The organism is Fervidobacterium sp., assembly GCF_059913585.1.
The window spans coordinates 1-24,665 of record NZ_DBOLZL010000006.1 but is presented as its reverse complement, the minus strand read 5'-3'; the positions used below and the strand labels follow the sequence as shown (position 1 = coordinate 24,665).

Annotated in this window: 19 protein-coding genes and 3 tRNA genes; 12 read left to right on the top strand and 10 right to left on the bottom strand. The window is 38.5% G+C overall.

All coding sequences use genetic code 11. The annotated features are described in order from the left end of the window. Positions 1-29: 29 nt before the first annotated feature. The 6 genes from rplT to AC3M61_RS00700 all read right to left on the bottom strand — a co-directional run bounded on the left by rplT (position 30) and on the right by AC3M61_RS00700 (position 1,628). Entirely contained in the window at positions 30-386 is a 357-nt protein-coding gene (gene rplT / locus AC3M61_RS00725; protein WP_064011128.1) for a 50S ribosomal protein L20, read from the bottom strand. A 34-nt stretch (positions 387-420) separates the two neighbouring features. Further along, on the bottom strand, positions 421-624 hold the full coding sequence (gene rpmI, locus AC3M61_RS00720) for a 50S ribosomal protein L35 (protein WP_014450861.1): 204 nt from the start codon (positions 622-624) through the stop codon (positions 421-423). Positions 625-668: 44 nt separating this feature from the next. After that, positions 669-1,166, bottom strand: a complete 498-nt coding sequence (gene infC, locus AC3M61_RS00715) for a translation initiation factor IF-3 (RefSeq protein ID WP_500779149.1) — start codon at positions 1,164-1,166, stop codon at positions 669-671. Positions 1,167-1,389: 223 nt separating this feature from the next. Continuing rightward, positions 1,390-1,465: transfer RNA gene (locus AC3M61_RS00710), tRNA-Lys, on the bottom strand. Between the two features lie 5 nt (positions 1,466-1,470). After that, positions 1,471-1,545, bottom strand: a tRNA-Arg gene (locus AC3M61_RS00705). Between the two features lie 8 nt (positions 1,546-1,553). Next, a tRNA-Glu gene (locus AC3M61_RS00700) sits at positions 1,554-1,628 on the bottom strand. Between the two features lie 354 nt (positions 1,629-1,982). Between AC3M61_RS00700 and AC3M61_RS00695 the strand changes: the two genes are divergently transcribed. Genes AC3M61_RS00695 through AC3M61_RS00685 form a run of 3 tightly spaced genes read left to right on the top strand, consistent with a single transcriptional unit; the run spans position 1,983 to position 8,458 of the window. Continuing rightward, positions 1,983-4,163 carry a hypothetical protein gene (locus tag AC3M61_RS00695; protein WP_500779032.1) on the top strand — a complete coding sequence of 727 codons (2,181 nt, stop codon included), beginning with the start codon at positions 1,983-1,985 and terminating at the stop codon, positions 4,161-4,163. A 49-nt stretch (positions 4,164-4,212) separates the two neighbouring features. Further along, a complete protein-coding gene (locus AC3M61_RS00690; RefSeq protein ID WP_500779148.1) occupies positions 4,213-5,154 on the top strand; it encodes a glycosyltransferase family 4 protein in 942 nt (313 codons plus the stop codon). A 31-nt stretch (positions 5,155-5,185) separates the two neighbouring features. After that, complete coding sequence (locus AC3M61_RS00685; protein WP_500779031.1) at positions 5,186-8,458, top strand: O-antigen ligase family protein; 3,273 nt, start codon at positions 5,186-5,188, stop codon at positions 8,456-8,458. Between the two features lie 44 nt (positions 8,459-8,502). Here the strand turns inward: AC3M61_RS00685 and AC3M61_RS00680 are convergent, their stop codons facing one another. Further along, positions 8,503-9,246, bottom strand: coding sequence for a carboxylesterase family protein (locus AC3M61_RS00680; RefSeq protein ID WP_500779030.1), 744 nt, complete (start codon positions 9,244-9,246; stop codon positions 8,503-8,505). A 109-nt stretch (positions 9,247-9,355) separates the two neighbouring features. Between AC3M61_RS00680 and AC3M61_RS00675 the strand changes: the two genes are divergently transcribed. The 5 genes from AC3M61_RS00675 to AC3M61_RS00655 all read left to right on the top strand — a co-directional run bounded on the left by AC3M61_RS00675 (position 9,356) and on the right by AC3M61_RS00655 (position 14,218). After that, positions 9,356-10,006 carry a PIG-L deacetylase family protein gene (locus AC3M61_RS00675; RefSeq protein WP_500779029.1) on the top strand — a complete coding sequence of 217 codons (651 nt, stop codon included), beginning with the start codon at positions 9,356-9,358 and terminating at the stop codon, positions 10,004-10,006. A 25-nt stretch (positions 10,007-10,031) separates the two neighbouring features. Beyond that, positions 10,032-10,433: a fluoride efflux transporter CrcB gene (gene crcB / locus AC3M61_RS00670; RefSeq protein WP_500779028.1), complete on the top strand. Its 402-nt coding sequence runs from the start codon at positions 10,032-10,034 to the stop codon at positions 10,431-10,433. Positions 10,434-10,465: 32 nt separating this feature from the next. Continuing rightward, complete coding sequence (locus AC3M61_RS00665) at positions 10,466-10,801, top strand: DUF190 domain-containing protein (protein WP_500779027.1); 336 nt, start codon at positions 10,466-10,468, stop codon at positions 10,799-10,801. A 61-nt stretch (positions 10,802-10,862) separates the two neighbouring features. After that, positions 10,863-12,224 (top strand): hypothetical protein, encoded by a 1,362-nt coding sequence (locus tag AC3M61_RS00660; protein WP_500779026.1) that lies wholly within the window; start codon positions 10,863-10,865, stop codon positions 12,222-12,224. Next, on the top strand, positions 12,221-14,218 hold the full coding sequence (locus tag AC3M61_RS00655) for a hypothetical protein (RefSeq protein WP_500779025.1): 1,998 nt from the start codon (positions 12,221-12,223) through the stop codon (positions 14,216-14,218). Before AC3M61_RS00660 ends, AC3M61_RS00655 begins: the two co-directional genes overlap by 4 nt. Here the strand turns inward: AC3M61_RS00655 and AC3M61_RS00650 are convergent. Continuing rightward, positions 14,215-15,804, bottom strand: a complete 1,590-nt coding sequence (locus tag AC3M61_RS00650) for a PatB family C-S lyase (protein ID WP_500779024.1) — start codon at positions 15,802-15,804, stop codon at positions 14,215-14,217. The two genes, AC3M61_RS00655 and AC3M61_RS00650, sit on opposite strands and share 4 nt — an antisense overlap. Before the next feature lie 107 nt (positions 15,805-15,911). After that, entirely contained in the window at positions 15,912-17,459 is a 1,548-nt protein-coding gene (guaA, locus tag AC3M61_RS00645) for a glutamine-hydrolyzing GMP synthase (protein ID WP_500779023.1), read from the bottom strand. A 229-nt stretch (positions 17,460-17,688) separates the two neighbouring features. Between guaA and AC3M61_RS00640 the strand changes: the two genes are divergently transcribed. Genes AC3M61_RS00640 through AC3M61_RS00630 form a run of 3 tightly spaced genes read left to right on the top strand, consistent with a single transcriptional unit; the run spans position 17,689 to position 22,580 of the window. Next, positions 17,689-19,557 (top strand): beta-N-acetylhexosaminidase, encoded by a 1,869-nt coding sequence (locus AC3M61_RS00640; RefSeq protein ID WP_500779022.1) that lies wholly within the window; start codon positions 17,689-17,691, stop codon positions 19,555-19,557. A gap of 3 nt (positions 19,558-19,560) precedes the next feature. Next, a complete protein-coding gene (locus AC3M61_RS00635) occupies positions 19,561-21,132 on the top strand; it encodes an ABC transporter permease (protein WP_500779021.1) in 1,572 nt (523 codons plus the stop codon). Next, positions 21,129-22,580 (top strand): phospho-sugar mutase, encoded by a 1,452-nt coding sequence (locus tag AC3M61_RS00630; RefSeq protein WP_500779020.1) that lies wholly within the window; start codon positions 21,129-21,131, stop codon positions 22,578-22,580. Before AC3M61_RS00635 ends, AC3M61_RS00630 begins: the two co-directional genes overlap by 4 nt. 47 nt (positions 22,581-22,627) lie before the next feature. Here AC3M61_RS00630 and AC3M61_RS00625 read toward each other — a convergent pair whose 3' ends face one another. Beyond that, positions 22,628-23,506: a PhzF family phenazine biosynthesis protein gene (locus AC3M61_RS00625; protein ID WP_500779019.1), complete on the bottom strand. Its 879-nt coding sequence runs from the start codon at positions 23,504-23,506 to the stop codon at positions 22,628-22,630. 150 nt (positions 23,507-23,656) lie between these two features. Between AC3M61_RS00625 and AC3M61_RS00620 the strand changes: the two genes are divergently transcribed. Continuing rightward, a complete protein-coding gene (locus tag AC3M61_RS00620) occupies positions 23,657-24,460 on the top strand; it encodes a metallophosphoesterase family protein (protein ID WP_500779018.1) in 804 nt (267 codons plus the stop codon). The last annotated feature ends 205 nt before the right edge of the window (positions 24,461-24,665 follow it).

The following is a 24,665-nucleotide window of genomic DNA, read 5'->3' as shown; positions in this document are numbered from 1 at the left end:
CCCTTGATTTTGTTGAGAATCATTATCAATTATTTTCCAAGAGCTGTCTTTGCAATCTTTACGTATTCTCTGAAGCTTTCTGGGTCGTTTACCGCAAGTTCTGCAAGCATTTTTCTATTGATTGCAACGTTTGCGAGTTTGAGTCCGTGGATCAGTTCGTTGTATTTGAGCCCTTCGTTTCTTGCAGCGATGTTTATTCTTGTAATCCAGAGTTTTCTGAAGTTGCCCTTCTTATTCTTTCTTCCGTCAAAAGCAAACTTTAGTGCTCTGTAATAAGATTGTTTAGCAAGTGTATATCTTCTGCTGAGTGCACCTCTGAAACCTTTAACAAACTTCAGAAATTTTTTCTTTTTCTTCTTTGCGTTCACAGCATTTTTGACGCGCATATCTATTCCTCCTTATTTGATTTAATTTGTCATTTTACTTTTTCCCAAGAAGTCTGAGGATTCTTGGTTTATCAGCTTGGGAAACAACGTCTTCAAGTCTGAGGGCACGTAGTGTTGATCTTCTCTTCTTTCCGGTTTTGTGCCATGCGTTGGCATGTCTGCGCATAATTTTTCCATTCTTTGTGACCTTGAATCTCTTGGCCGCAGTTTTGCTGACCTTCATCTTTTTCTTGGCCATTGTTTTTCCCTCCTGCTTAAGTATTTTTTTATTTATTATGACCATTACAGATTCTTTGGCTTAAGCATCATCCACATGTCTCTTCCTTCAACCTTCGCTTCCTTTTCAACTGTGCCAATATCAGAAACGTCTTTTGCAATCCTATCGAGTATATCTTTACCCTTATCCATAAACGCCATTTCTCTTCCACGGAACATCACGGTAACTTTGACTTTGTTTCCATCTTCCAAGAACCTTCTAATGTGTTTGAGTTTAGTCTGATAATCGTGCTCGTTGATAGCGGTTCTAAATTTCATTTCCTTGATTTCAATAATCTTTTGGTTTTTCTTTGCCTTTTGCTCTCTTTTGGCAAGTTCGTATTTGTACTTGCCGTAGTCCAGTATCCTCGCAACTGGTGGTTGTGCATTTGGAGCAACAAGAATTAAATCAAGTCCTCTTGACCTTGCAAAGTCGATAGCCGCACTTTTCGACATGATACCAACGACTTTTCCTTCTTCATCGACCACACGTAGTTCGTTGAATGGAATCTCTTCGTTTTTAATGATTTTTTCCTTTTCGTTCTTAATAATTTTCCCCTCCTATTACAAAAAATTAATGCGGGCTTGCGCCCGCCATTGAGTTCGACCTAAGATAACCTCTCCAATAAACCTTACGCTATTTTGGTCTAGCCATTTTTACACTTTCCTTACCCAATAGGCTTTTTGCCATTGGGTGGGAAGCCGGGCGCTTCCTCTTTAGTGATAAGTATTCGTTTTTTCGAAAATCTGGTGGGCCGCGTGGGACTCGAACCCACGGCCACCTGATTAAGAGTCAGGTGCTCTACCTGCTGAGCTAGCGGCCCAATCATGGTGCCCCCAGGAGGAATCGAACCTCCATTTGCGGATTAGGAATCCGCCGTTCTATCCTTTGAACTATGGGGGCTTCCGTTCTGGCAGCCCCACGGGGAATCGAACCCCGACCCTCGGACTGAGAATCCGATGGACTAGCCGTTATCCTATGGGGCCATCTTTTACTGAGTACTACTTTTCGGTGTTAGTGACCGTGTTATATATTAACACATTGCGAGAAATTGTCAAGATACCATCTTGAAAATCCTGCTTTACTGCTGAGAATAAGCTTTTTTAACTTATTTGGTTACAAACGATTTTGTTGTCGATTTACTGCTAATAGCAGAGCACACAAAATTCTGCAGGTTTCGAAGAATTCAAAATGTGTTATAATACTTTTGGGCAACTGGGCGGAAATTTAGATCACAAAGAGCCAAAGCGTACCTCCGTAGATTGATTGTGAAGCAGACGGGGGCGATGAGTTTTTCGGCTGTTGATTTTTACTTTTCGTTTATATGGGGAGGGAGTTTTTTGAACAAAAAACAAGGAACGAGAAGGAGCAGAGCTAGGGTATTTAAGTGGTTATTTGTTTTTGCTTTCGTTGCTATTGTTGGAATAGGACTTATACGTGAAAATATCGAAAGGTGGAAACTCCTGCATGAACCTTATAAACAGTATAACATATATGGCGTATTGGAAACTTGCAAAATCTATTTTGGAAATGTAAAATTAGATAATTTCTTTTTTCATGAGCCTCGGTTTTATTGTCGAGACGATTTAGGTAATCAATACGCGTTTTCAATACTGGAAAAAGATAATTTGACAATATACAAAAACGGAAAATCCCTCTTACCTGAACAAGTGGATGAACTGTATGAGAAGATTTTCAAGGGTGTGATTGTTGAAACTATTAAGCGTCAGCCTCCTGCTAATTTTGAGGGTTGTGACCCAAATAGTATATTCTCGTACCTTAAAGGTTGGGTGGATGAATACATATATAACGAAGGCAGACATTTTGTTAAATTTTCAGGTATGGACAGTGTTGGAAACATTGTAGATGTTGTTTACGAGGTTAAGAAAGTTAACAACAAGGTTAAAGTCTACGTTGATCATATTCTTGTAAATGGTCGTCAGTTAAACGAAAATGAAAGAAGAGTTCTTCTGGCAATTATTTACAAAAAGAAAATTGAACAAGAGGTACTTGAAACCGTTGTGAATGGTTATTTACCGGAACTCTCAGAGGCTACTCTTGGCGAAGTTTTGGGAAAGCTTCCCTCTAGTAGGTTCTACTTATTTAACGAAAAAGAAAAGCTGGTTGAGTTTACTGCCTATGAAAATTTTGGAACATCTCAGGATGTTAAAAGAATTACAATTAGATTTCATGTCAACGATTATGGGTATATTAGTGTAGTCTATTTCATGGTTAATGATGTAGAAAAAACAGTGAAAGAAGCTCACGAGTATATCAAGAAAGTATACAAAAAGTTCGGTTATCTAACCGATGAGCAAGAGCGCGAAAAGTACAAAAGAAGAATACTAGCAAGCACAGTTCCAGGTAGGGCTATTACGTTTAATGAATTTGTGCAACAATATTTGAAGGATGTTTCCTGGGTGGTTACTATTGAAGGAGATAAAGTTATGGTCAGACTTGAGGCTCATACCAAAAATTCGAATAAAGCATTGTGGCTTTTATTTGAATTGCCACGCGAACGTATGGAAAGTCCGATAGTCAAAGATGTGAATTACAATGGGTTGAAGGTTAGCTTGAATGAAGTTTTATCGGACATAATGCCTAGGGAAGTTGCAAATGTGAGAAATGAAACCACTAATGACGAAAAAGCGAAAATAGCCGCTGTTCAATCAAGTTTGTCTGTTGCTGGTTCAAAATTTAGTAATAACAAGATAGCAGTTGAAAGCTTTTTGAAAGATGTTAAATGGTCCGTCAACAAAAACACAGTGGAGGTCAGGGCTAAAGGAAAATATTTGGGAAAATTTATGGACTTTAAAATAGTCTTTAGTACTAACAATGTTGCAAAACCTGCTATTGATTCAGTGAGTATTGATGGGAAACAATGCCCAAGTAACATAGCGGAATATATTATCGGAAAGATATATGGTATTGACAAGTCAAACTTGCTGGTAGCTCATGTTAAGAACTCAAAGGTTTTAAATGAACCACTGAAGAATCTTTTAAAAACGGGAGAGTGGAATGTAGATACTAATTCTGATAAAGTTAATTATCAGGAGAACGATTTTCTTATTTCTTTCGCAGTATCTCCGTCTGGTAAAGTAGAAGTATTCCACATCGGGGCCAACGGTAAAGATTTAACAGATTTGACTGATAAATTTTTCATAGCGCTGGAATCTCATAAGTCTGTTAAAGAGGCGATAAACGATGTTTTATATGAAGAAACAAGAGAAACGGAATTGGCAATAAGTCCAGACTCTATAGAAGAAGAGTCTAGACCAGAAATGGAAGTAGAGGAAACGTTTGAAGGTACTACAAATACTTTTACAGAGCAATCAGGGATAGATGACGAAGTGGATACCGGCATAAACGTCCAGGAAACGGAAAATGTCGACAGCACAGAAAGCATTGAGCTTTGGGACGAGACATTACCCAATACAACAGATCCATCTTTAGCTGAACCTAGATGTAACGATAATTCTGACGGTTCTAAAGAAGAGGATTATAGTTACGGTGAGTTATAGGGTTGAGAAACCAGGAGGCTGAGAAGTCTGGGAGGAATTGAACTTGACTGTGTTTGAGGATATGCTCTGCTTATTTGCTTCTTTCATAATCAGTGTCTTGACAATTCCGTTATTTAGAAAAGTAGCGTTTCAATATGGTATCGTTGATAAGCCAGATGGTGAACTCAAACCTCACGACAGAATTACTCCTTACCTTGGTGGTTTTAGTGTCTTTTTAGGAGTTCTTTTTGTCACGCCCTTTGAACCTATAACAAAAATAGTTTTGACTGTTCTTATGCTGATAGGTTTATATGATGACGTGAAAAACCTTGACCCTAAGGTAAGACTCTTAACCGAGTTTGTTGTGTCGTTTGTACTTGTTTACAAGTATACTGGTTTTTCTTTGTTTTTTCCGATTTATTCAGTTCTCGCGGTTGCATTGATAAATGCCGTTAATATGATGGATGGATTGGATGGCGTTTGCGCAAGTGTTTCGGTAATCTCTGCAATAGGTTTATTTACCGTTGCAACGTCACGATATGACAAAGTTTTGTTACTTGCCCTCGTCGGTGCTTTGTTTGGTTATCTGCTTTACAATTTCCCACCAGCAATGATATTCATGGGCGATGCGGGTAGTTATTTAATTGGTGGTGTTCTTTCAATAGGCCTACTCTCATCTATCAGGAATGGGTTTTCTAATCTTCCATATACGGTTTCAGCTTTTATTTTTCTTTCCCTCTTCTTTTTTGACCTTGGAGCAGGTGTTTTGAGAAGAGTATTGAACGGACGCTCTCCGTTCAGTGGTGACAGAGGACATTTCTATGATAAAATTCAGTCAAAGACCAAGAACAAAAAGCACACACTTTTCGTAGTTGTTTTTATACAATTTGTGCTTTTCACGATTGGTATGATAGCAAAGCAGAACAAAATATTATCGTTGCTCGCTGTAGTGGTGTCGCTTGTTATGTACTATTTCATATCAAAATGGTTGAAGATATTAAAATACTACTAATCAATTTTGAATAAAGGGGAGGAGGATGAAAGTGCTTTCTTTTTTCGAAGAACTTGTTTTGTATGTCACCATACCTCTTGTAGCACTCTTTGCTCACAGAGAGTACACTTACGAGTTCAGTACTCCAAAGTACGCGATTTTAACAGTCGCTACGCTGTTGATAGGAGTGTACTTACTTGTTAGACTGCTTCAAACAAAGAAGTTTAAATTTTTTGCATCCAAGGTCCATTTTATTTGGTTAGCATTTTCGGTGGTTGCGTTGCTTTCAACAATTAACACTTGGAGGGATAATCCATACTTTTTCAGGCAAGCTTTTGATATAGGACTTTACTTATTCTTGAATATGCTATTATCGTTCTACTTTTCAACTATTCTTGATGATAAACAGAAGATTTCACGATTTCTTTTTGTTTTCGTGTTGACAGGGTTGTTCATTGCTGTTAACGCTATACTAAACTTCTATTGGGGATACGACATGATGCTTGGGCAAGTCGGAGAGCCTTTTCAGAGGGCGAGTATAAAAGCAAATGTAGGAAATGTTATATTCGTTTCAAACTATCTGAACATGCTTTTACCCATTGCACTTTACTTCGTCATCAGTCTCGACCTTGGTGTTATGAGTGTTCGAAAGTTTTCTGGGATTCTTTTTATGAAATTACTTTCCCTGTTCTCTGCAATTCTTTATTTAGATGTTATTATCTTTTCTCAGACCAGGTCAGAATACTTGGCGCTTGTTTTGGAAGTAGTATTACTAATCCTTGCTTATTTCTTCTTCATACGTAAACGCGAAGAAAAAGCTGAAACAGAACTTCAAAAAAATGCACCAAAGCTACTTGCCAAACTAAAATCGCTACGCAGAATGTCGATTTTGATATTCGTTGTGATGGCGATTATCCTTGTCATTGTTTACAATGTTCCTTCACCGTTTAACAACTATGGGAAATTCAGTATGACCGAAAGGTTTAGTGCTATGGCCTCCGTATCGAGTAGAGACGAAAGGTTCCTATCATGGTTCTCGACAATTTACATTTGGAAAAATCACAAACTCTTTGGGCAAGGTATAGGAACGTACCAATTGTACGGTCTTTACGGAATCGGTGATTTGACTGCTGACAAACCTATTTATAGCTACGGTTGGAACAACTTCAAAAGAGCTCACAACGATTACTTCCAAGTACTTAGCGAGACAGGAATAGTTGGGCTGGCTTTGATTATTGTAATGCTTATATTACTTGTTATCTACGTTCTAAAAAATATTCAAAAGCTCCAGGAACGAGATGATACAATTCTATTCTCCATGCTTGTGCTGAGTGGGGTAGTGTTTGCCTTCCAGAGTTTCTTTAGTTTCCCAGGACATTTATTGCCAAATGCATTGATGGCAACATTTGTCTTAAGTGCTGGTTTGGGTAAACATTTTAATAAGGTGGATGGAAAGGAATACGAAATAAAAGGTGCCAAAGCTGTGGTGCTTGGCCTCATCCTTATTTCTTCTGTTGCCGGTTCTACGTATCTAAGATGGAATCATTTTATTTCAGAAGTATACTTCAGAAACGGTAATGTTGCATTTCAAACACTCTCACAACTGAGGACACAATTAGCTCAGATAGACGATTATTTGAAACAACTTGACCAAATTGAGTCAGAACTAAACAACTTCTCCGGGCAATTTCAAATTTACTCGCCTGAGAATTGGCACAAATACAAACAATCTCAAGCGGGCAATTTGGGAGGGTTGTATAACAGAGCACAGGCGGAGAGTGAACGTTTGCAGAATATTCAAAACATAAGAAATCAGATAGCACAAAATCGAAGAGCGCTAACTGCTCAGAAAGAGGCAATACCACTGGAGCTCATAAAATACTATGAACAAGCAAAATCATACTTTTTAAAAAGCGTAAAACTTAACCACACATATGGAAAATCGTATTTCTACCTGGCAGCACTTGCTTCTGACCCGGTAAGAATCAATATCCTGAAAGATGCTCTGAGGAAAAATCCCGAAGCTGTTCTTAGTCAGAACTACGACGAATTTCAGAATATACTTCCTAATAAGTTTAAGTATGCTTACTTCAAAGATTTGGCGGTCTACATAAAAAATAATCCTTCGTTTATCGACAAAATCGATATAGCAACAGCACAAGCAATTGTTGATTCAGCTTGTTTATATGAATTCTCGTTACTTACATTCACAGAAAGAAACACTTTCAAAACATTAGCAATCAGGTACAATTCCCTATACCTGATTGCAAAGACACTTACTGACAACATTGCAGAGGAAGAAATTAATAAAAAGACATTAGCTCTTGAATCCATCTTTTTCAATAAGTTCGATACTTGGGTTAGGAAGACACTTTACATAATGCCAGGAGGATGGAACAGATTCCCAGACTGGAAGAATCTTGATATTGAGCTTGCAACAACAGGCGGGCAAGATATCTATAGGTACTTTGCCGGTTTGACAGTCCAGGCGTTAGATCCAATTAACGTGGAGTCACGTAACTTGCTTGTTGATTTGGCGAGATTGGAGGCAAAAACATGTAAATTCATGGAGGTAAAGGGTGTCTGGGGTGTGCCTGATGGAGTGCTTGATTATCTCCACGCTCTTGCAAGAGAATATCAAGTTATTTCGGAGTACCAAGAGAGTGTAGTTACGTATTCACAATTGATTGAGTGGTATAAGGAGAATTACGACCTCATCTCAAAAAAGGTTAACGACAAAGAATACTGGGATAATAACTTTAATAGATTCATTGATGATTTGAAGAAACGCTTAGATACCATTCTGGAAAAGGATGAGAAAGGCTATATTTCAAACAGTCTTACTCCAATGTTTGAGGACAGGTTGAGAAGGTTGTACAATTCAATAATGAGCACTGATTTCAAGAAGATTGAAAAGGAATACATTGAAGAGCTCATTAAATATACACCAACATTCTGGATGAAGATAGGAAAATCTAGTGTTTGGAAAACAAATGCCTATAACTCTATGAAAGATTTTGAAAACCAGCTTCAAGCACTGAATTTCTCTGACGATGCAAAGAAAGAGCTTATTTCGATACTGACAACTGTTGTTGATTCGAACTTGATGAAGCTTTATGAAAGATATGCCAGGTTCAAAGCTCATTATGAGCTAATAAAAGAAGAATTCTTGAAAACAGCGGAGAATTTAATAAGCCTATACCAACAAACTTCCGAGGGAGAAATACTAAAAGATTGGAAAGAACCGTTGTTCGCTATGCCGGAGTTTAATAGTAAGGCAGAAGTTCTCAAATTCTTAGATGAACTAGTAGCAAAATATAAGTAAGCCAAGAATTAAAACGGAAGCAGGGGATATCCCCTGCTTTCGTTTTATCTTTGCGCTCTGCTTTTACTAAAGAGCCACTCAATCATTTCTTTATCTCTGTAGGCAGGAATCCAAGATGCATGCGGAAAACTTCCGATACTTTCCATGTAGCCTTTTGGATATTCTGTATATCGCACAGGTGCGTTTAGCTTCTTCAGAGCTTCGACTAACTCACGAGAAAACTTTACAGGAACAACGTCGTCGTCTTCGGCATGGAAGAACCATATAGGGATGTGGGAGATTTTTTGGGCTTTTGCAACATTACCTCCGCCACATACAACAACTGCAGCTGCAAATCTTTCTGGGCAAAGTGTTAAGAGACCAACGGTACCGAAACCTCCCATCGATAGCCCAGTTATGTATATCCTTTCTTCGTCAACAGGATACTCATCTACAATCTTGTTGGTTAATAGGAGAACCGTTGAAAGAAGCGAGTTCGGTTCAAGCTCATCACTAGTTCTAAATGAAGTTCCCCAATACCCGTTCTCTGGACACTGTGGAGCAAGTACAAAGCACGGGTGCTTTTCCTGCACTTCTGGACTGGCCCATACAGTGGCACCTTCGTTTGCAATAATTTGTTTTTCGTTATCTCTTCCACGCTCACCAGCACCATGGAGAAAAACAACTAGCGGATATTTTTCACCTGGTTTTTGGTTTTCAGGTATGAAAAGTCTGTAAGGCATTTCGATAAACTCATCTTTGTAAACAAACGGCTTGAATTTTTCAAGATAGTTGATTTTATCTGACATTTTTCACGCGCCTCCCATTTATGGCTTTGTGAATATTATACACTGTGTTTTGTGAAAACGAAAGAGAAGCGATATAATAATTATATCTCAAACCATAGGAGGAATTTGAATGATAACTACCCTTCACAATTACCTCTTCATAGGTGCGCATCCGGATGATATTGAGATTTGGGCAGGTGGTTTGATTTTAAGAATACTTCGGGAAAATCCAACTGCGCAAGTTCATTGTATTGTATTGACAGACGGTTCAGCCGGGTATGGGAATGTCCAAGAACGATACGAAGAGGCTATGAATGCTTCAAATATGATGAAGGTTAGCTCATACGAGTTTTTGAGTCTAAAGGATGGTAGTTTGCACTTTAACAACGAGCTTCCAAATGTAATTGCTAACCTTATAAGAAAATACAAACCAGATTTGTTAATCACACACCCACGAAATGACAGACACCCTGATCACGCTGCGGTGGGTACAGCAACTGATAAGGCGCTCTTCCTTGCAATGGTCACTCCCGAATTTTTAGATTATGAGCCACACTTTTGCAAGAATGTACTTCGATTTGTGTCAGACCCTTTCAGTAGTCCAAAGTCGAAAGTGTATGTTGATATCTCAGAAGTTTATGAGCAGAAAAAATCAGTTATTTCAAATTTTAAAACACAGCTTGGAGTCTTGGAACCATATCTGCAACTTAACAAGTTGTACGGACGTCTTATAAATTGCGCAGCAGCTGAAATCTTCGAACCTGAAGTGTTAGTGTTCTAAAAAACGTCGAAAAGGAGGTTTTAATTTGAAATCGGGATTGTGGATTAAATTGTTGGCGGTCGGAACAGGAGGTTTTTTAGGTTCGGTTCTTAGATATCTGATTTCCCTGTGGCTCAACAAAAGATATCCAACCTCTTTGATACCTTACGGCACTTTTGCTGTGAACGTCACAGGAAGTTTTTTTCTCGGTGTAATTATGCAAATTGCATTTTACATTCCGATGAATGAATTAGTCAGGTTGTTTTTCACAACTGGCATTATGGGAGGACTAACTACGTTTTCAACATTAACATACGAGACAATGGCACTTGTATATAATGGAAGTTACTTTGCTGCTGCTTTGAATATTCTGATTAATCTGTCCATAGGTCTTTTGAGTGCATTAGGTGGGAAGGAATTAGTTGATATTATTTATGCAAGGTTGTAATCAATTTGCGTATCATTTAGGGGGGCGGATGTATGGAAAAGATAGTTGGCACATTCGTGCGCATTTATGTCAAAGAAAATCAAAGATGCGAAGCATTTGGAAAAAAACCACTCAACAAGGTAATTGCCGAGATGGCTCTAAAGATGGATATCACAGATTTTGTAGAATACAAAGCTTTTGAGGGGTATGTTTTCGACAAAAAATTACATACATTGACTAGAGAAGTTATCGACCATGAACTTCCGATAATAATAGAATTTTTTACAACAGATGAGAAAGCCCAAAAGTTTTTAGATGAAATGGCACCTTATTTGAAAAAAGCAGTCGTGCTTGTATTTAGGGATACCGTAGGATACTTTTTCCGATAATTTTCCAAGAACACGAGTTTTATACCATTGGATAATATGTTTATTTGACAGAGGTAGGTGTATGCATATGGTCACCCGGCTGATTATAACGAGTATTTTGATAATATTCTTGATGAGCTGTTTCAACATGGTATTTGCAGAAAAGCCTGTCATAGATGTTTCAGTGAGTGTAATCGGAAACGAGAGTATTGAAAAAATAACAAAAAGCGTTTTCTTGTCTGAGCTTTTGGACACAAATAAGTTCACGGTGACCCTAAGAGACAATATAGTGCAACTTTTTTCGGAAATGAACCTGCAAGATTTGTTATCTATGCAGAACGTTATTCTCTCAAAAAGAGAATACCCAAAAGGTTCGCTGAATGTTTTGATTTATCTGAATAATTTAAGTGTGAGAAAAGAATTTGTTGAATATGTTAGAAACAACATTTCAGGTGAGTATATATACGCAAATGGTAAGTACATTCGTGTCGTCCAAGGAGCGCGGTTTAGATTCGATGGCAAAAATTACATCCAAGATGAGAATGGCATGTATGTTAAAGGAACCGATGGGAATTATTACGTCCCGTTGGACTTTTATTCCAAGGTTCCACACGAGAATACCTACTACGTCCTTGAATGTAGTCTTTCTTATGTGCTAAGTTTGGAAAGAAGTGACGTTAAGAAAGATGCATTCGCTGTAAGCGTGGGTGTACCTCTGGTTTTGCATAAATATGACCCATATAACAACAGACTTTTAAGAATCGAATATCCATCTTCAGAAATTCTGAACCAATTTGCTAAGAGCGTAAGTTTAGAGTTGGCAAGTAGGCTGATGGGACTAAGGAGACTGTATGGGTTTATTGACAGTGTGAAGTTCCCACGAGTGTTGATTGATATTGGTTCAATTGATGGTGTAAAGCCTGGACTTTACTTTGGGGTCTACGATGGAGATAATTACATTGCGGAATTGAAAGTTGTTCGAACAGCCGGAGATTACAGTGAGTGCGAAGTAACATACATCAAAAGCGAAGTAGAAATAGAAGAAGGGTTTTTCGTGGCGGAAAAGAAACCAGACTTTGTTTTTCCAGTAGGTGTAAGCATTTTGTATCTGTATCATCCTGAAAGTTTTGGAAGCATTGAATTTGAAATCTCAGCAAAGACATTGAACATACATAGAGAAGAAATCTCTGCGTTGTCTTTTGGGTTTGGTTATGACTTATCTAATTCTGAGATTGGGAGTTTCAGCGTAAGCTACTTCCACCGTATACGTTCTTCGCCTGTTTACGTACTCACAACTCTGAAGCTATTCGAAAACAGCTCAAGTCTGTCAGTCTCAGCAATTCCTATGGTTGGATTCAATATCAAATTTGGTATTTTCACATTAAGAGCACTTACTGCCATTGATTTCTCAACTTTTGAATTAGGTGGTGGTGTCTCATGGTGAGAATATCTAAGACATTTGTAATTCTTTGTGTATTGATGATATTTGTCCTTTCTTCTCTTTCTTTTTCACAAGGCAAAAGCGTAAAAATTAAGGTTGTCTTCGATAAGAATGTGAAACCAGTCTACGAGAATATTGACCTCAGTGTTTCACTAACAACTACCTTTGCGGACATAAAAGATAACACTGCGAGGATTGTTCATGTGTTAGGTATATCAAAAGAGTCTACAACAAGAAAAGTAAACGAGTTTGTGCGTGATGAAAAGGGAGATTACGTCTATTTTAAAGGAAATTATTACAAGATAGCTGACAAAAGAAAATATACTTTCGATGAAAAGCAAAAAAGATATGTAGTTGATAAGTATGGTAGATACGTTTACCTTCAAGAATACGCCTGGGCAAGGAAACAGGAAGAGAAGTATATAATCAGTGATTTTTACTCATTGAAAACCTACGAAATTCCCGTAATGAATTACTACATCTATTTAGTGGTAACAGACATTGATGTACAAACGTTCTTTATCAAATCCATAACCCCTATCGTTGGAAAAGGCTCAACAGTTGAGAGAGCAATCGAAAACGCAAGGAAAATATTTTCAACTGTGGTCAATGAATACAGTCCTGCTAAGGTGGACATCGCTGTTCTCTTCGAGAAAGATTTTGACCCAGTTTTGCGGACAGCCTTACTGGCAAAATTACAAGAAGACACAAGATACAACATTTACGACAGGTTGTACATAGATGAGATTATGGAAATTGTGAGAACTTCGGATTTATTTGGGACTGAGCAGATTGTTTTAAAGTTCCGACCACCAAGGTATTTGATAACATTTGAAAACTTATATAAAAGCGATTATCAATTTACCGAAGATAGGTACTATTTCTTTGAGAATCCTGTTAACGGAGCGTATATTAAAAAGAACGTTGGCAGTTTGGACGTGCCTGTAAAGGTCGAGGTTGGGAGTTACTATCGTTATGATTCTAACACGAAAAGGTATGTCTATGACAAAGAGAAAGGTTCGTATGTAAAGTACTATAAAGGTCCTTGGGAGAAGGATAACTATCTATTTGAGACAAGGTTTTACGATTATATCCTCTACAAACTAACTAAGCTCAACACGTTCTATTCGTTGCTTATGAAAGTGTTTGATACAGAAAAAGGCACACTTGTTGGCAGCAGGTTCTTTAGTAGGCAGATAGAGACAGTGTTAAAAGAACCTGTTGACCGGTTTGGAACGGAAGAAGTAGATTTTCATACAGATACGAAAATTCGTAGTTATTACTCGATGGCAAATGAAGTTCAAGAATTTCTTCAGTTGCTTTTCCCACTCTCTACAGCTGTTTCACAAATCAGCGGTGAGAAAGCATTACTTGAAAGTGGTAAGAACATAGGTGCAAAACCAGGGTATGTTTTCCAGAGCATTGCAAATGGTTATACAACCAGTTTTATGAGACTGGAAAGGGTATTTGAAAAAAGCTCGGAAGCTAGGATATTCTACATTGTGCCCGGCGAAGAGGTTGAACCACATTCTCTTGTTATCGAGACAAAGCAATATCCCAGCAACTTGGGAATAAGATTCGGATTCTTCATAGAGAAAGAAACTTACGGCATGAAAATTGGGTATATCAAAAGCGATATTTACGGAAATTACATGTGGTCATTCACATCTTCGTTTAGTACTCCATACGACACAAGCTCAGTCGATAAGATGATATTCCCTGTTGCTTTTGAGTTCTCAAAGTTCTTATTTGGGGAGAACATCGAACTTTTACTGGGTACATCGTTTAACGTTGTTTCGGAAAGTTCAGGAGCAAGTTATATCAGTGATTACGGCGTTCTCATTGGTCTGGCACTTTCATCGTATATAAGAAATTTCGCGCTGTCATACGGTGGTATTTGTTTTTACACTGGGATAAAGTACACAATCCCATTGAGTAACTTTGAATTATCACCAAACAATCTGAATCTTTCCATAGGGGTAGATATGAGATTTTAAATTTCCAAAACCTTTTCCATTTTGATGTGAGGGATTCCAGCTTCATGGAAGACATGACCTACTGGTTTGTATCCGAGTTTTTCGTAAAATTTTTTGACCTCAAGCTGAGCGTTTAGGGTTATCGGCTTGGGGTTTGTCTTTTTTATATAGTCTTCTATAGCCTCCATTATCTTCTTGCCGTAACCTAATCCCCTGAATTCTTTAAGCACAGCAACCCTTTCAACCTTCCAATGGTCTCCAATGTCCCTAATTCGTGCAGTTGCAATATATTTGCCAAAGTGTCGAACTAAGAAATGAATGGCTTGTTCATCCCTACCATCGAGTTCTATTCTTTCATCAATTCCTTGACCTATAATAAAAACCTCGCGTCTAATCTTTTTGCATTCTTCAAATCGTTTATCTGGCAGTGTAAAATGTTCAACTGTTAAGAGCTTATCGTAAGCATTCTTCATTCTCCTCAAACCTTCCTCCAAAAGCGCTTTTGGACACGCAAAATTCAATCTAACGGACTGACTATCGCCAAATTCAGCTCCGTCGTTTAGGTAAACCTTTGCATGTTCCAAAAAGAACTTTTGAGGGTTTTCGAGTTCCAACTTCGAACAATCGAGCCACATTAGATATGTGCCTTCCGGTAGCGTGGGATTAATCAGTGGCATGTGTTCTTTGATAAATTGATACGCAAAGTCTCGGTTACTTTTCAAATAACTTCTCAGGTTCGTAACCCATTCATCACACTTATACGCTGCCTTCAGCGCTTCAATACTGAGCACGTTACCTGTTAGAAGTTCAAGGGATTGCATGTAGTTCTTGTAAGCTTGCCTTAGTGTTTTATCGGGAATTATCCCGTATGAGTTTGTCAGACCTGCAATATTAAAGGTCTTCCCTGGAGAATTCAGAACGATAACATTTTCTGTTCCAACTTTCAAAAAGCTTGTAAAAACACTCGGTTCGTAAACAATATCCGCATGTATCTCATCAGATACGATTATCAAGTCATACTTCTTAGCAATGTCGTAGAGTTTTTCCAATTCCTCAAATGTCCAGACTCTACCAACCGGATTATGTGGATTTGAAATCACTATCATCTTTGTCCTGTTGTTAATTGATTTCTCCAAACTTTCGTAGTCCATAACCCATTTACCATCTTTTAGAATCAATCTGTTCTCAACGAGATGCCTTCCGTTGTTCATCACCACCCTGAAGAATGGTGGATAAACTGGGGGTTGAATTATAACTTTGTCACCAGGAAGTGTGAAGATGTTTATTAAGAATGCAATCATTGGAACAACACCAGGACCGTTGACAATCCATTCCTTTTGGATTTCAAGGTTGTAAGATTTTTTGTACCATTCTACAATTGCGTTGTAATAATCGTTTGACCTAAAGGTATAACCGAATACGCCATGTTCTGCTCTTTTGATTATTGCATTGATAACACGTTCAGGGCTTTTGAAATCCATATCGGCAACCCACATGGGGAGCACATCTTCACCGTATAGTTTGATTATCATATCCCACTTGAATGAATCTGTGTTTTTCCGTTCGATAATAGTGTCAAAATTGTTGTTTTTTTCAGTTCCAGACATTGAGAAGCCCCCTTCTCGAATTGTTTTAAATTCTTATCACAAAGATTATAACAAAAAAGTGCCCCGGCAAGGAGCACTTTTCACGAATTTTTTGTAAAAATCGAAATTTATTCCCACTCAATCGTCGCGGGTGGTTTCGATGTTATATCGTAGACAACCCTATTTACACCTCTTACTTCATTCACTATCCTTTTCGCAACGTGGTTCAAAAATTCATGTGGCAACTTTGCCCAATCAGCTGTCATACCATCTTCGCTTGTAACTGCCCTCAAAGCAATAACATTCTCGTAAGTTCTATAATCTCCCATGACACCAACGGTTTTGACAGGTAGCAAAACAGCGAACGCTTGCCAGACTTTGTTGTATAAATCCCACTTTTTGAGTTCTTCTATAAATATTGCGTCTGCTTCCTGCAAGATGTTAACGGCTTCTTTTGTCACAGTGCCGATGATTCTGACTGCAAGTCCTGGACCTGGGAATGGGTGACGATAGAGTATACTTTCGGGCAAGCCTAACTCTTTACCGAGGGCTCTAACCTCATCTTTGAAAAGGTATCTGAGTGGTTCAATGATTTTGAAAGGTAACTTTTCAGGTAATCCACCTACGTTGTGATGGGTTTTAATTTTCGCACCAGCTTTTCGTTCTGCTACTTTACTCTCTATAACGTCTGGATAGAGTGTCCCTTGAGCCAAATATTGAATGTCGCCATGCTGTTGTTTAAGCTTCATCGCTTCTTCGTAGAAAACGTCTATAAATGTGTGCCCAATTCTTTTTCTTTTTTCCTCAGGGTCTTCGATACCTTCCAGAACTGAGAAGAACCTATCCGATGCATCTACATAGTGTATCTTTATACCTAAGTTTTGAAATTGCTTCACCACTTCTTGACCTTCGTTTTTTCTTAACAGTCCAGTGTCAACAAATATAGGAATCAACTTATCTGGCACGGCTTTGTGTAACAGCATGGCAACAACAGAAGAATCAACTCCACCGGACAAGCCAAGGATAACCTTTCCATCTATCTTTTCTCTGAGCTCATTTATTAATTCTTCAGCAAGGTTTTTCATTGACCAGTTTGGAGAAAGTTTCGCAACGACTGTTAAGAAATTGCGCAGTATATCTTTTCCGTACTGAGTGTGAACAACTTCCGGGTGGAACTGGACTCCGTAGTATTTATTGTCCAAGCTGCGAATTGCTGCGTAAGGCGAGTTCTCACTTTTCGCTATAACTTCAAACCCGTCTGGTAGGATTTCTACCCTATCAGAATGGCTCATCCAAACAGTGAATTTATTAGGTACTTCTTCGAAGATTCCAACGTGTTTTAGAATTTCCAACTGCGCCGGTCCAAATTCTCTATGCGGAGACTTTTCCACCCTGCCTCCGAGTTGATGAACAAGGGCTTGGAGTCCGTAGCAGATTCCAAGAACCGGCAGGTTGCTTTCAAAAACGTATGAAGGTATCTTAGGTGAATTCTCATCATAGACGCTTGCGGGACCTCCTGAGAGGATGAACGCGCTTGGTAATAGTTTTTGGACGTTCTCCCAGGGTTCGTCATAAGGGAGTAGTTCTGCGTAAAACCCAAGTTCCCTGACACGTCTGAGTATCAGCTGGGTGTACTGTGAACCAAAATCAAGTACTACAACTGTTTTTCTCTCCATCGTCTTCCCCCCACGGTTTTTGGTGAACTTTTATTTTCGATGTTTCACTTATATCAAAAAGCTATCATATGAGTATGCATTCTTCAAGCAAAAATATTTGAATTTTGTTTTGCAATTGTTATGAACTATTTACGAGTAAGCTTATGTAATCCGCTCGTGGTGATATAATTCTTTTTGGGAAACAAAAAAGGTATCTGTGCTTTTATGCATTAAAAAGGGGAGTGTTGATATGGATAAAGAATTGTTGCTAATTCCAAAACCGAAGAAGCTAAGGTGGGCGTTTGCGAAAGAATCAGGTGCAACTATTTCAAAAAATGGGTTTATCTACACGACAAACGAAAAGATAGCTAAATATTTGAAAGAAAAAGAAACAGTATTTGAAGAATACACGATAACAAAATCTTCAAAAGGTGACGAATTCGTGCATTTGGTCGTTAACCCTTATATTTTCCCAAAGAAAGAGGGTTACAGACTAATGATAGACCGAAACATCACTATAACGGCCCATGATGAGGCAGGTTTGTTCTACGGTGTTCAAACGTTGAGACAGATTCTGAGACAGATTTCACACTTTGAGAATAGACTACCAAAACTGTTCATCGAAGACTTTCCGGATTATGAAAATCGAGGAATAATGATTGACATAAGCCGAGATAGGATTCCAAATCTTGAGGTTCTCAAATCCATTATCGAAAAGCTTTCGGAACTAAAGATAAATCAGGTCCAACTTTATATGGAACACACATTTGCCTACAGAGGTCATGAGAAGGTGTGGAAGGAATACAGTGCGCTGACGCCTGAAGAAATCATTGAACTGGATTCTTTCTGTAAGGAACATTTCATCGAGCTTGTTCCTAATCAGAATACATTCGGGCATTTGAGCAAATGGCTCATACATGATGAATACAAACATCTTGCGGAGGCACCAGATGGGTATGATACGCCGTGGGGAGGTCGGTACGAGTATCCGTTCTCTATCTCTCCCATTGTTCCAGGCTCGCTAGACTTTATAAACGAACTATTAGGGGAGCTTTTGCCAAACTTTTCAAGTGAGCAGGTAAACATCGGATGTGATGAAACATTCGATTTGGGGCAGGGGAAATCTAGAGAATTGTGCGAACAGTATGGCAAAGGTAAGGTCTATTTCGACTTTTTGATGAAGATTTACAATATCGCAAAAAGATACAAAAAGGCAGTAATGTTCTGGGGAGACATTATCGAAAATCATCCTGAGTTCATTCCTCATCTGCCGAAGGATATGATTGCAATGGTATGGGGTTACGAGGCGAACCACCCGTTTGATGAAAAATGCACACTTTATTCAGAAAGTGGGTTGTCTTTCTATGTCTGCCCAGGAACATCAACGTGGAATACTTTTATTGGAAGAGCCGATAATGCAATAGAAAATATAAAGAACGCAGTTTACAATGGGTACAAGCACGGGGCGATAGGAGTGTTGACAACCGATTGGGGAGATAATGGACATCCTCAACATCTACCTTTTTCATGGATTGGGTTCTCTTTGAGCGCTGCTTTAAGTTGGAATTTGGCGGGGATTGGAACTGAAGAATTACTAAATTCCATTAATCTCCACATATTTGAAACGGAAAAACCTTTAGCAGATGTCATATACAAATTAGGTCGGTTACACAACGCTCTTCCATACACACCAAATGGGACTCCGTATTCCTATGCATTTATCTTTCCAGATAGGTTTAGCCAAAATGAAAAGCTAAGAGAGATTAACGAGGAAACTTTGGACAAGCTAAAGGACAAACTAAAAGAAATAAAAGAGGACCTATGTTCACTGTCGTTGGAAGATAAGCATCTTGAAAATATTGTTGAACAAGTTGTTAACAACATAGAGTTCGCTAAGTTGGGTATGCAGGTGCTAAGTTTTCTCAAAACTTATGGCTCTATCGAATCCGTTCCAGATAATGAATGGAACAAATTTGATACGGATCTTGAACGTGTCTTGGAAGACTACAGGAGAATTTGGTTAAAATGGAATAGACCAGGAGGGTTAGAGCAGAGCATTTTCAAATTAACAAGAATAAGAAGGGTAAGAAACGGTGACAGACGGGGGTTGATTTTCTAAGTTATGCGAAGGATGCAAAAAAAGAAGAGATTGATTATTAGCTATACAACGGCATCTATTCCGCTTCTATATTTGACAGTTGCATTGCTCATACCATTTATTTTAAACCTTCGTTTTGCTGGTGGGTTCTCTTTCGATGCGCTTGTTGATAACAGTTCAAAAATAAAGTTCACGATATATCAGGCATTCTTGTCTTCGGTTCTAACCGCACTTTTAGGTATCCCTGGAGCATACCTTGTTGGTAGAACGAAGATACATCCCGTGATTAAAAAAGTGTTCCGTATTATGTCGAGCATACCTTTCGTATTACCTGGAATTACAATGGCTATAGGATTTTTTCTTGTTTTTGGCAACAGAGGATTGTATTCGCAGTTACTAAGGCTTCTTGGATTTGATGTTCGTATACTTTACACATTTACTGCGGTGCTCCTCGGTCATGTCTTTTACAACTTTCCTCTTTTTATTAGAATAGTTGGCGAAGCTTGGGAAAACATGGATGGGTATTTGATAGAGGCTGCAAAAATCGACGGTGCATCAAAATGGCAGGTATTTTCAAAAGTGGAAGTCCCTGTGCTGTTGCCTGCCATATTGAGAGCGTTTTTCTTAACGTATATTTACACATTCACCAGCTTTTCAGTAGTTTTGATACTTGGTGGAATTAAGTATTCAACACTTGAAGTAGCGATTTACATGTATTCAAGAATCACTTTCGATTTCAAAGCCGCTTCAACACTGATGCTCTTTCAACTTTTGTTTATCTCAATTATAGGCTTTTTCACATCAGTTAAGAGGGAGCGTTTTGAGAAGTACCACTACCGACACCTTGAGAAATTTCCACTTTGGGGTTATTTTTTCTTTGTGATATCTACATTATTGATATTTGTTCCCTTAATCTACTCAGCACTTTCAGGTTTCTTGGATTATTACGGTAAGTTTTCTCTAACAAATTTCAGAATGCTCTTTTCAGAAGATTTAGAGTACCTTGTGGGAACGGATTTGAAGAGTATGATTTTTTACACATTCATTATAGCGTTGTCCTCCTCGTTAATTAGTGTCGTGATTACTATGTTTGCGGGGTATTACTCGTCAAAAGGTAAAAGATTGTATTACCTTGTGCTTATACCCGCAGCAATGTCGTCGGTAACGATTGCATTTTCCTATGTGTTTATAAACATCCCAGTGTTATTGAAGCTTATTATTGTTCATTCTTTGATAAACTTGCCCATAGTTTTTGGCATAATTGAAACTGGATGGAGAAATATTCCTCAAAGTATAATAGACGCAGCAAAGGTAGACGGAGCAAGCGCTATGAAGTGGGTATCAAAAATAGCGGTTCCAATGATGAGAAATTACATCTTTACAGCCTTTGTTTATTCATTTACAATCTCTGTTGGTGAGACTTCGGGAACTTTGACTCTTGCCGAACCGCCGATAACGACGTTTTCAGCTGTTGTGTTCAGATTGATGAGTTCAAGAAACACGGAAATAGCGATGGCGCTAAACACATTTTACTTCGTATTTGTTGTTTCATTGTTCATAATAATAGAAATACTAAGAAAGGAGGAACATGCATGATACTTTTTGGAACGGGTGGTATTAGGGGTATAATGAGGGAAGGCGAGTTCGATGAAAAGACTGTAGCTGTAGCTTCAAAAGGTGTAGCAGAGTATATGAAGATGAATGGACTAAAAAAGGTCTTGATTGCATATGATACAAGGAATAACTCTGAAAAATTTGCAAAACTTTCAGCTTCTGTCTTTTCAGGTGAAGGGATGGAAGTGTATGTATTCGGTGAACCTGTGCCAACGCCAGTCTTATCATACGGCGTGAGAAAGCTCGGTATGGATATGGGAGTTGTGATAACAGCAAGCCATAACCCTCCCGAATACAATGGCTACAAGGTTTATACCTCGAACGGTGTCCAGGCTGTTCCGGAAGTTACCGATGTCTTGACTGAGCTGGTAAAACAAGCATGGAACCAACCGATAAGCGCGGTGGAAAAATACACGATAGTGCCACGAGAGGTGCTCGATGAGTATATTTCAGATGTCGCAAAAGTTGTGAACACCAACTTGAATGGTTTGAAGGTGGTTTACTCACCTCTCCACGGAACAGGTGCAAAATTTGTGCCAAAGCTTTTGAGGATGCTTGGAGCGGAAGTAATAGAAGTTACAGAACAAATGGAACACAACGGAAATTTCCCAACCGCGAAGACCCCAAACCCCGAAGATGATAGAGCTCTTGAATTGTTGAAAAAATACATGGAAAAGCACAACGTAGACCTTGGATTAGCAACAGACCCAGATGCTGACAGAGTAGGTGTTGTTTTTAAAGATATCAGATTAACAGGTAACCAGGTTGGAGTTTTGCTTTCTAAAATGTTGATAGACGGATACCTCGAGTCTGGAAGAAATAAGGGAATGCTTGTAAAAACCATAGTGACGACAGACATGGTGAGACCAATGTGTGAAGAAAGTGGAATACAATTATTTGAAGTTCCAACAGGATTTAAATTCATAGGTGATTTAGTTGAAAAGCATAAAGAACTCGACTTTGTTTTTGGATTTGAAGAAAGCTGTGGATACCTAACGGGAGATTTAGCACGAGATAAAGATGCTGTTCTTGCTTGTGGTCTGGTAGCAAAAGCGGCTGTTAACTTTGATTTACTTGACAGAATGGAAGAACTCTACAAAAAATATGGATATTACCTCGAAAAACTCATCAACTTCGATTTCAAATCCGTTGACCAAGCACTTGATGTTTATGCAAAGTTGAAGCAAACAGAAGCTAAAGAAGTTAAGGAAGTTATTGATTACTCAAAAGGGTATAACGGAGTGATTCCGAACGATACCTTGAGGTTGGAATTCAATAGCGGGCGTATCTTTGTCAGACCATCGGGAACGGAACCTAAAATGAAAGCGTACGTTATGGTAAAAGCTGATACAAAAGAACAGGCTGTTTCTAATTTAGAGCAACTTGAAAACAAAATCAAAAGCATTGTTAATGAAATATTGGAACGATAGATTCGTTAGTCATATCAAAACGGGGGAGTATCCCCCGTTTTGTAAAATTAAAAAATCAAAAGGTTACCTTCGATAACTATCTTCGCATTTCCACCGACGTAAGCTTTGTATACTCCGTCTTTCAAATGCACTTTTGCAAATATGTTCGACCTTCTGCCCATTGTTTCGCCTTGAATTATTTCGTATATCCTTTCCGGATCAACGATTCCGTATTTGTACAGATAATAAATCAGCGCACCGTTGGCTGTTCCCGTTGCTGATTCCTCAGGTATTCCGTAAAGAGGTGCGAAATCTCTGCAATTCGCAACAGCCTTATCTTCATCAAGAGTAAACACATGGAAGCTTACAATTTCGTTTTTTCTGCAATATTCCGAAATTCCTTCAAAATCAGGTGAAAGTGAGAAAAGTATATCCTTCGACTTTACAGGTATGAGAAGGTCCCAGAGACCTGTGCTAACAATCTTCGGTTTCAAGTTGTAAATCCTATCCCCTATATCTTCCTTACTTATCCCAAGAAAATTTGCTATTTTCGAAATCTCGTCGACGTCTAGTTCATCGCCTAAAGACGGAGTTGCTTGCTCCATCATCACTATTCCTTCTTCTATGGAAATATCGATAATGCCAGCTCGAGTGTGTGCTTTGTATATAAATCCTTGCTTAACTAATCCTAAGTATTCCAATACTTTGAAAGATGCGATGGTTGCATGACCACATAAATCAACTTCCGCAACTGGTGTAAAATACCTGAGGTCGAATTCTTTATCGTTCTTGGCTTTTACAAAAGCAGTTTCCGAAAATTTAACTTCCTTAGCAATATTTTGCATAACACTTTCATTGAGAGTGTCCTCGGGACCCAGAATAACAACTCCTGCAGGATTACCCAAGAAAGGAGCTTTTGTAAATGCATCTACCACAAAGAACTTCATACTTTCACTCCTTTTATATTCTTTGCTCAATGATATATTCTATCACCACTAGGCAGGAACTAAATTAATATTTCTTAAAACTTTACATGGTAGAATTAAATAGAAGACACGAGTGCAACTTTACATATCATCAAAGGAGGACGTATTCATATGAAAAAAATAGCGTTTATATCTGACATCCATTCAAATCTAGAGGCTTTAAGTGCTGTTTTAGAGGACATCGAAAAAAGGAAGGTAGACGAGATATATTGTGTTGGGGACCTTGTTGGCTACGGTCCAAATCCAAACGAGGTTGTTGAAATTATAAAAGAGCGCAAAATTCCTACCGTAATGGGTAACTATGACGATGCAATTGGTTACGAAAAAGACAGCTGTGGTTGTGCTTACAATCCAGGTAGGGAAACAGAAGTTGGGGATGAATCAATTAGTTGGACGATAAGAAATACAACGAAGGAAAACAAAGAGTTTCTCAAATCGCTTCCCCACAGGTTGTCTATTGAAGCCGAAGGTTTGAAAATTTTACTTGTCCACGGTAGTCCTGTTAACTACTTGCTTGAGTATGTTAAACCGTCCACATCAGCAGAAAGACTAAAGTTGTTACTCAAAAATGTTGAAGAAGACATAATAATTAACGGTCATACGCATCTTATGATGGCACGTCATCTTTTCGGTAAAACTATCCTGAACCCAGGTAGTGTCGGTAGAACGAAAGATGGGGTTCCAGGAGCCACATATCTCATACTATACGTTGACAGCGGTGTTTACTGGTACGAGTTTGTGAGGGTTACATACGATATAAAAACAACCGTGGAAAAGATTGTAAAGGCAGGACTTCCAATCGAACTTGCAACGGTCTTGGCACTTGGCCAAACGTTTGACATGGGGGAAGCGAAAAATACAAAAACACAGGAAGAAAAACAAGGGAAAAAAGATGAACCCTTCTTCAACATTTGAAGGTAATTCTTCTAGTTCTCATAAGAATGCTTAAACCCCTTGATTTATCAAGTGGTTTAAGCATTTTCAAAACGCCTGAGGAATAGGCATATGTTCGTATTGTGTAACACAGATTAGAGCAAATCCGTTACTGTAATGGACTTTACAGTTAACACAAGGCATAGTAAAATGGCATTCGCCGTCCGAAAAAAGGACGAAGCAGACA

Excerpts from the sequence above, each read along its gene's own strand:
- rplT (WP_064011128.1), bottom strand. The coding sequence starts at position 386 with ATGCGCGTCAAAAATGCTGTGAACGCAAAGAAGAAAAAGAAAAAATTT.
- rpmI (WP_014450861.1), bottom strand. The coding sequence starts at position 624 with ATGGCCAAGAAAAAGATGAAGGTCAGCAAAACTGCGGCCAAGAGATTC.
- AC3M61_RS00680 (WP_500779030.1), bottom strand. The coding sequence starts at position 9,246 with ATGTCAGATAAAATCAACTATCTTGAAAAATTCAAGCCGTTTGTTTAC.
- AC3M61_RS00675 (WP_500779029.1), top strand. The coding sequence starts at position 9,356 with ATGATAACTACCCTTCACAATTACCTCTTCATAGGTGCGCATCCGGAT.
- AC3M61_RS00665 (WP_500779027.1), top strand. The coding sequence starts at position 10,466 with ATGGAAAAGATAGTTGGCACATTCGTGCGCATTTATGTCAAAGAAAAT.
- AC3M61_RS00660 (WP_500779026.1), top strand. The coding sequence starts at position 10,863 with ATGCATATGGTCACCCGGCTGATTATAACGAGTATTTTGATAATATTC.
- AC3M61_RS00650 (WP_500779024.1), bottom strand. The coding sequence starts at position 15,804 with ATGTCTGGAACTGAAAAAAACAACAATTTTGACACTATTATCGAACGG.
- guaA (WP_500779023.1), bottom strand. The coding sequence starts at position 17,459 with ATGGAGAGAAAAACAGTTGTAGTACTTGATTTTGGTTCACAGTACACC.
- AC3M61_RS00640 (WP_500779022.1), top strand. The coding sequence starts at position 17,689 with ATGGATAAAGAATTGTTGCTAATTCCAAAACCGAAGAAGCTAAGGTGG.
- AC3M61_RS00635 (WP_500779021.1), top strand. The coding sequence starts at position 19,561 with ATGCGAAGGATGCAAAAAAAGAAGAGATTGATTATTAGCTATACAACG.
- AC3M61_RS00630 (WP_500779020.1), top strand. The coding sequence starts at position 21,129 with ATGATACTTTTTGGAACGGGTGGTATTAGGGGTATAATGAGGGAAGGC.
- AC3M61_RS00625 (WP_500779019.1), bottom strand. The coding sequence starts at position 23,506 with ATGAAGTTCTTTGTGGTAGATGCATTTACAAAAGCTCCTTTCTTGGGT.
- AC3M61_RS00620 (WP_500779018.1), top strand. The coding sequence starts at position 23,657 with ATGAAAAAAATAGCGTTTATATCTGACATCCATTCAAATCTAGAGGCT.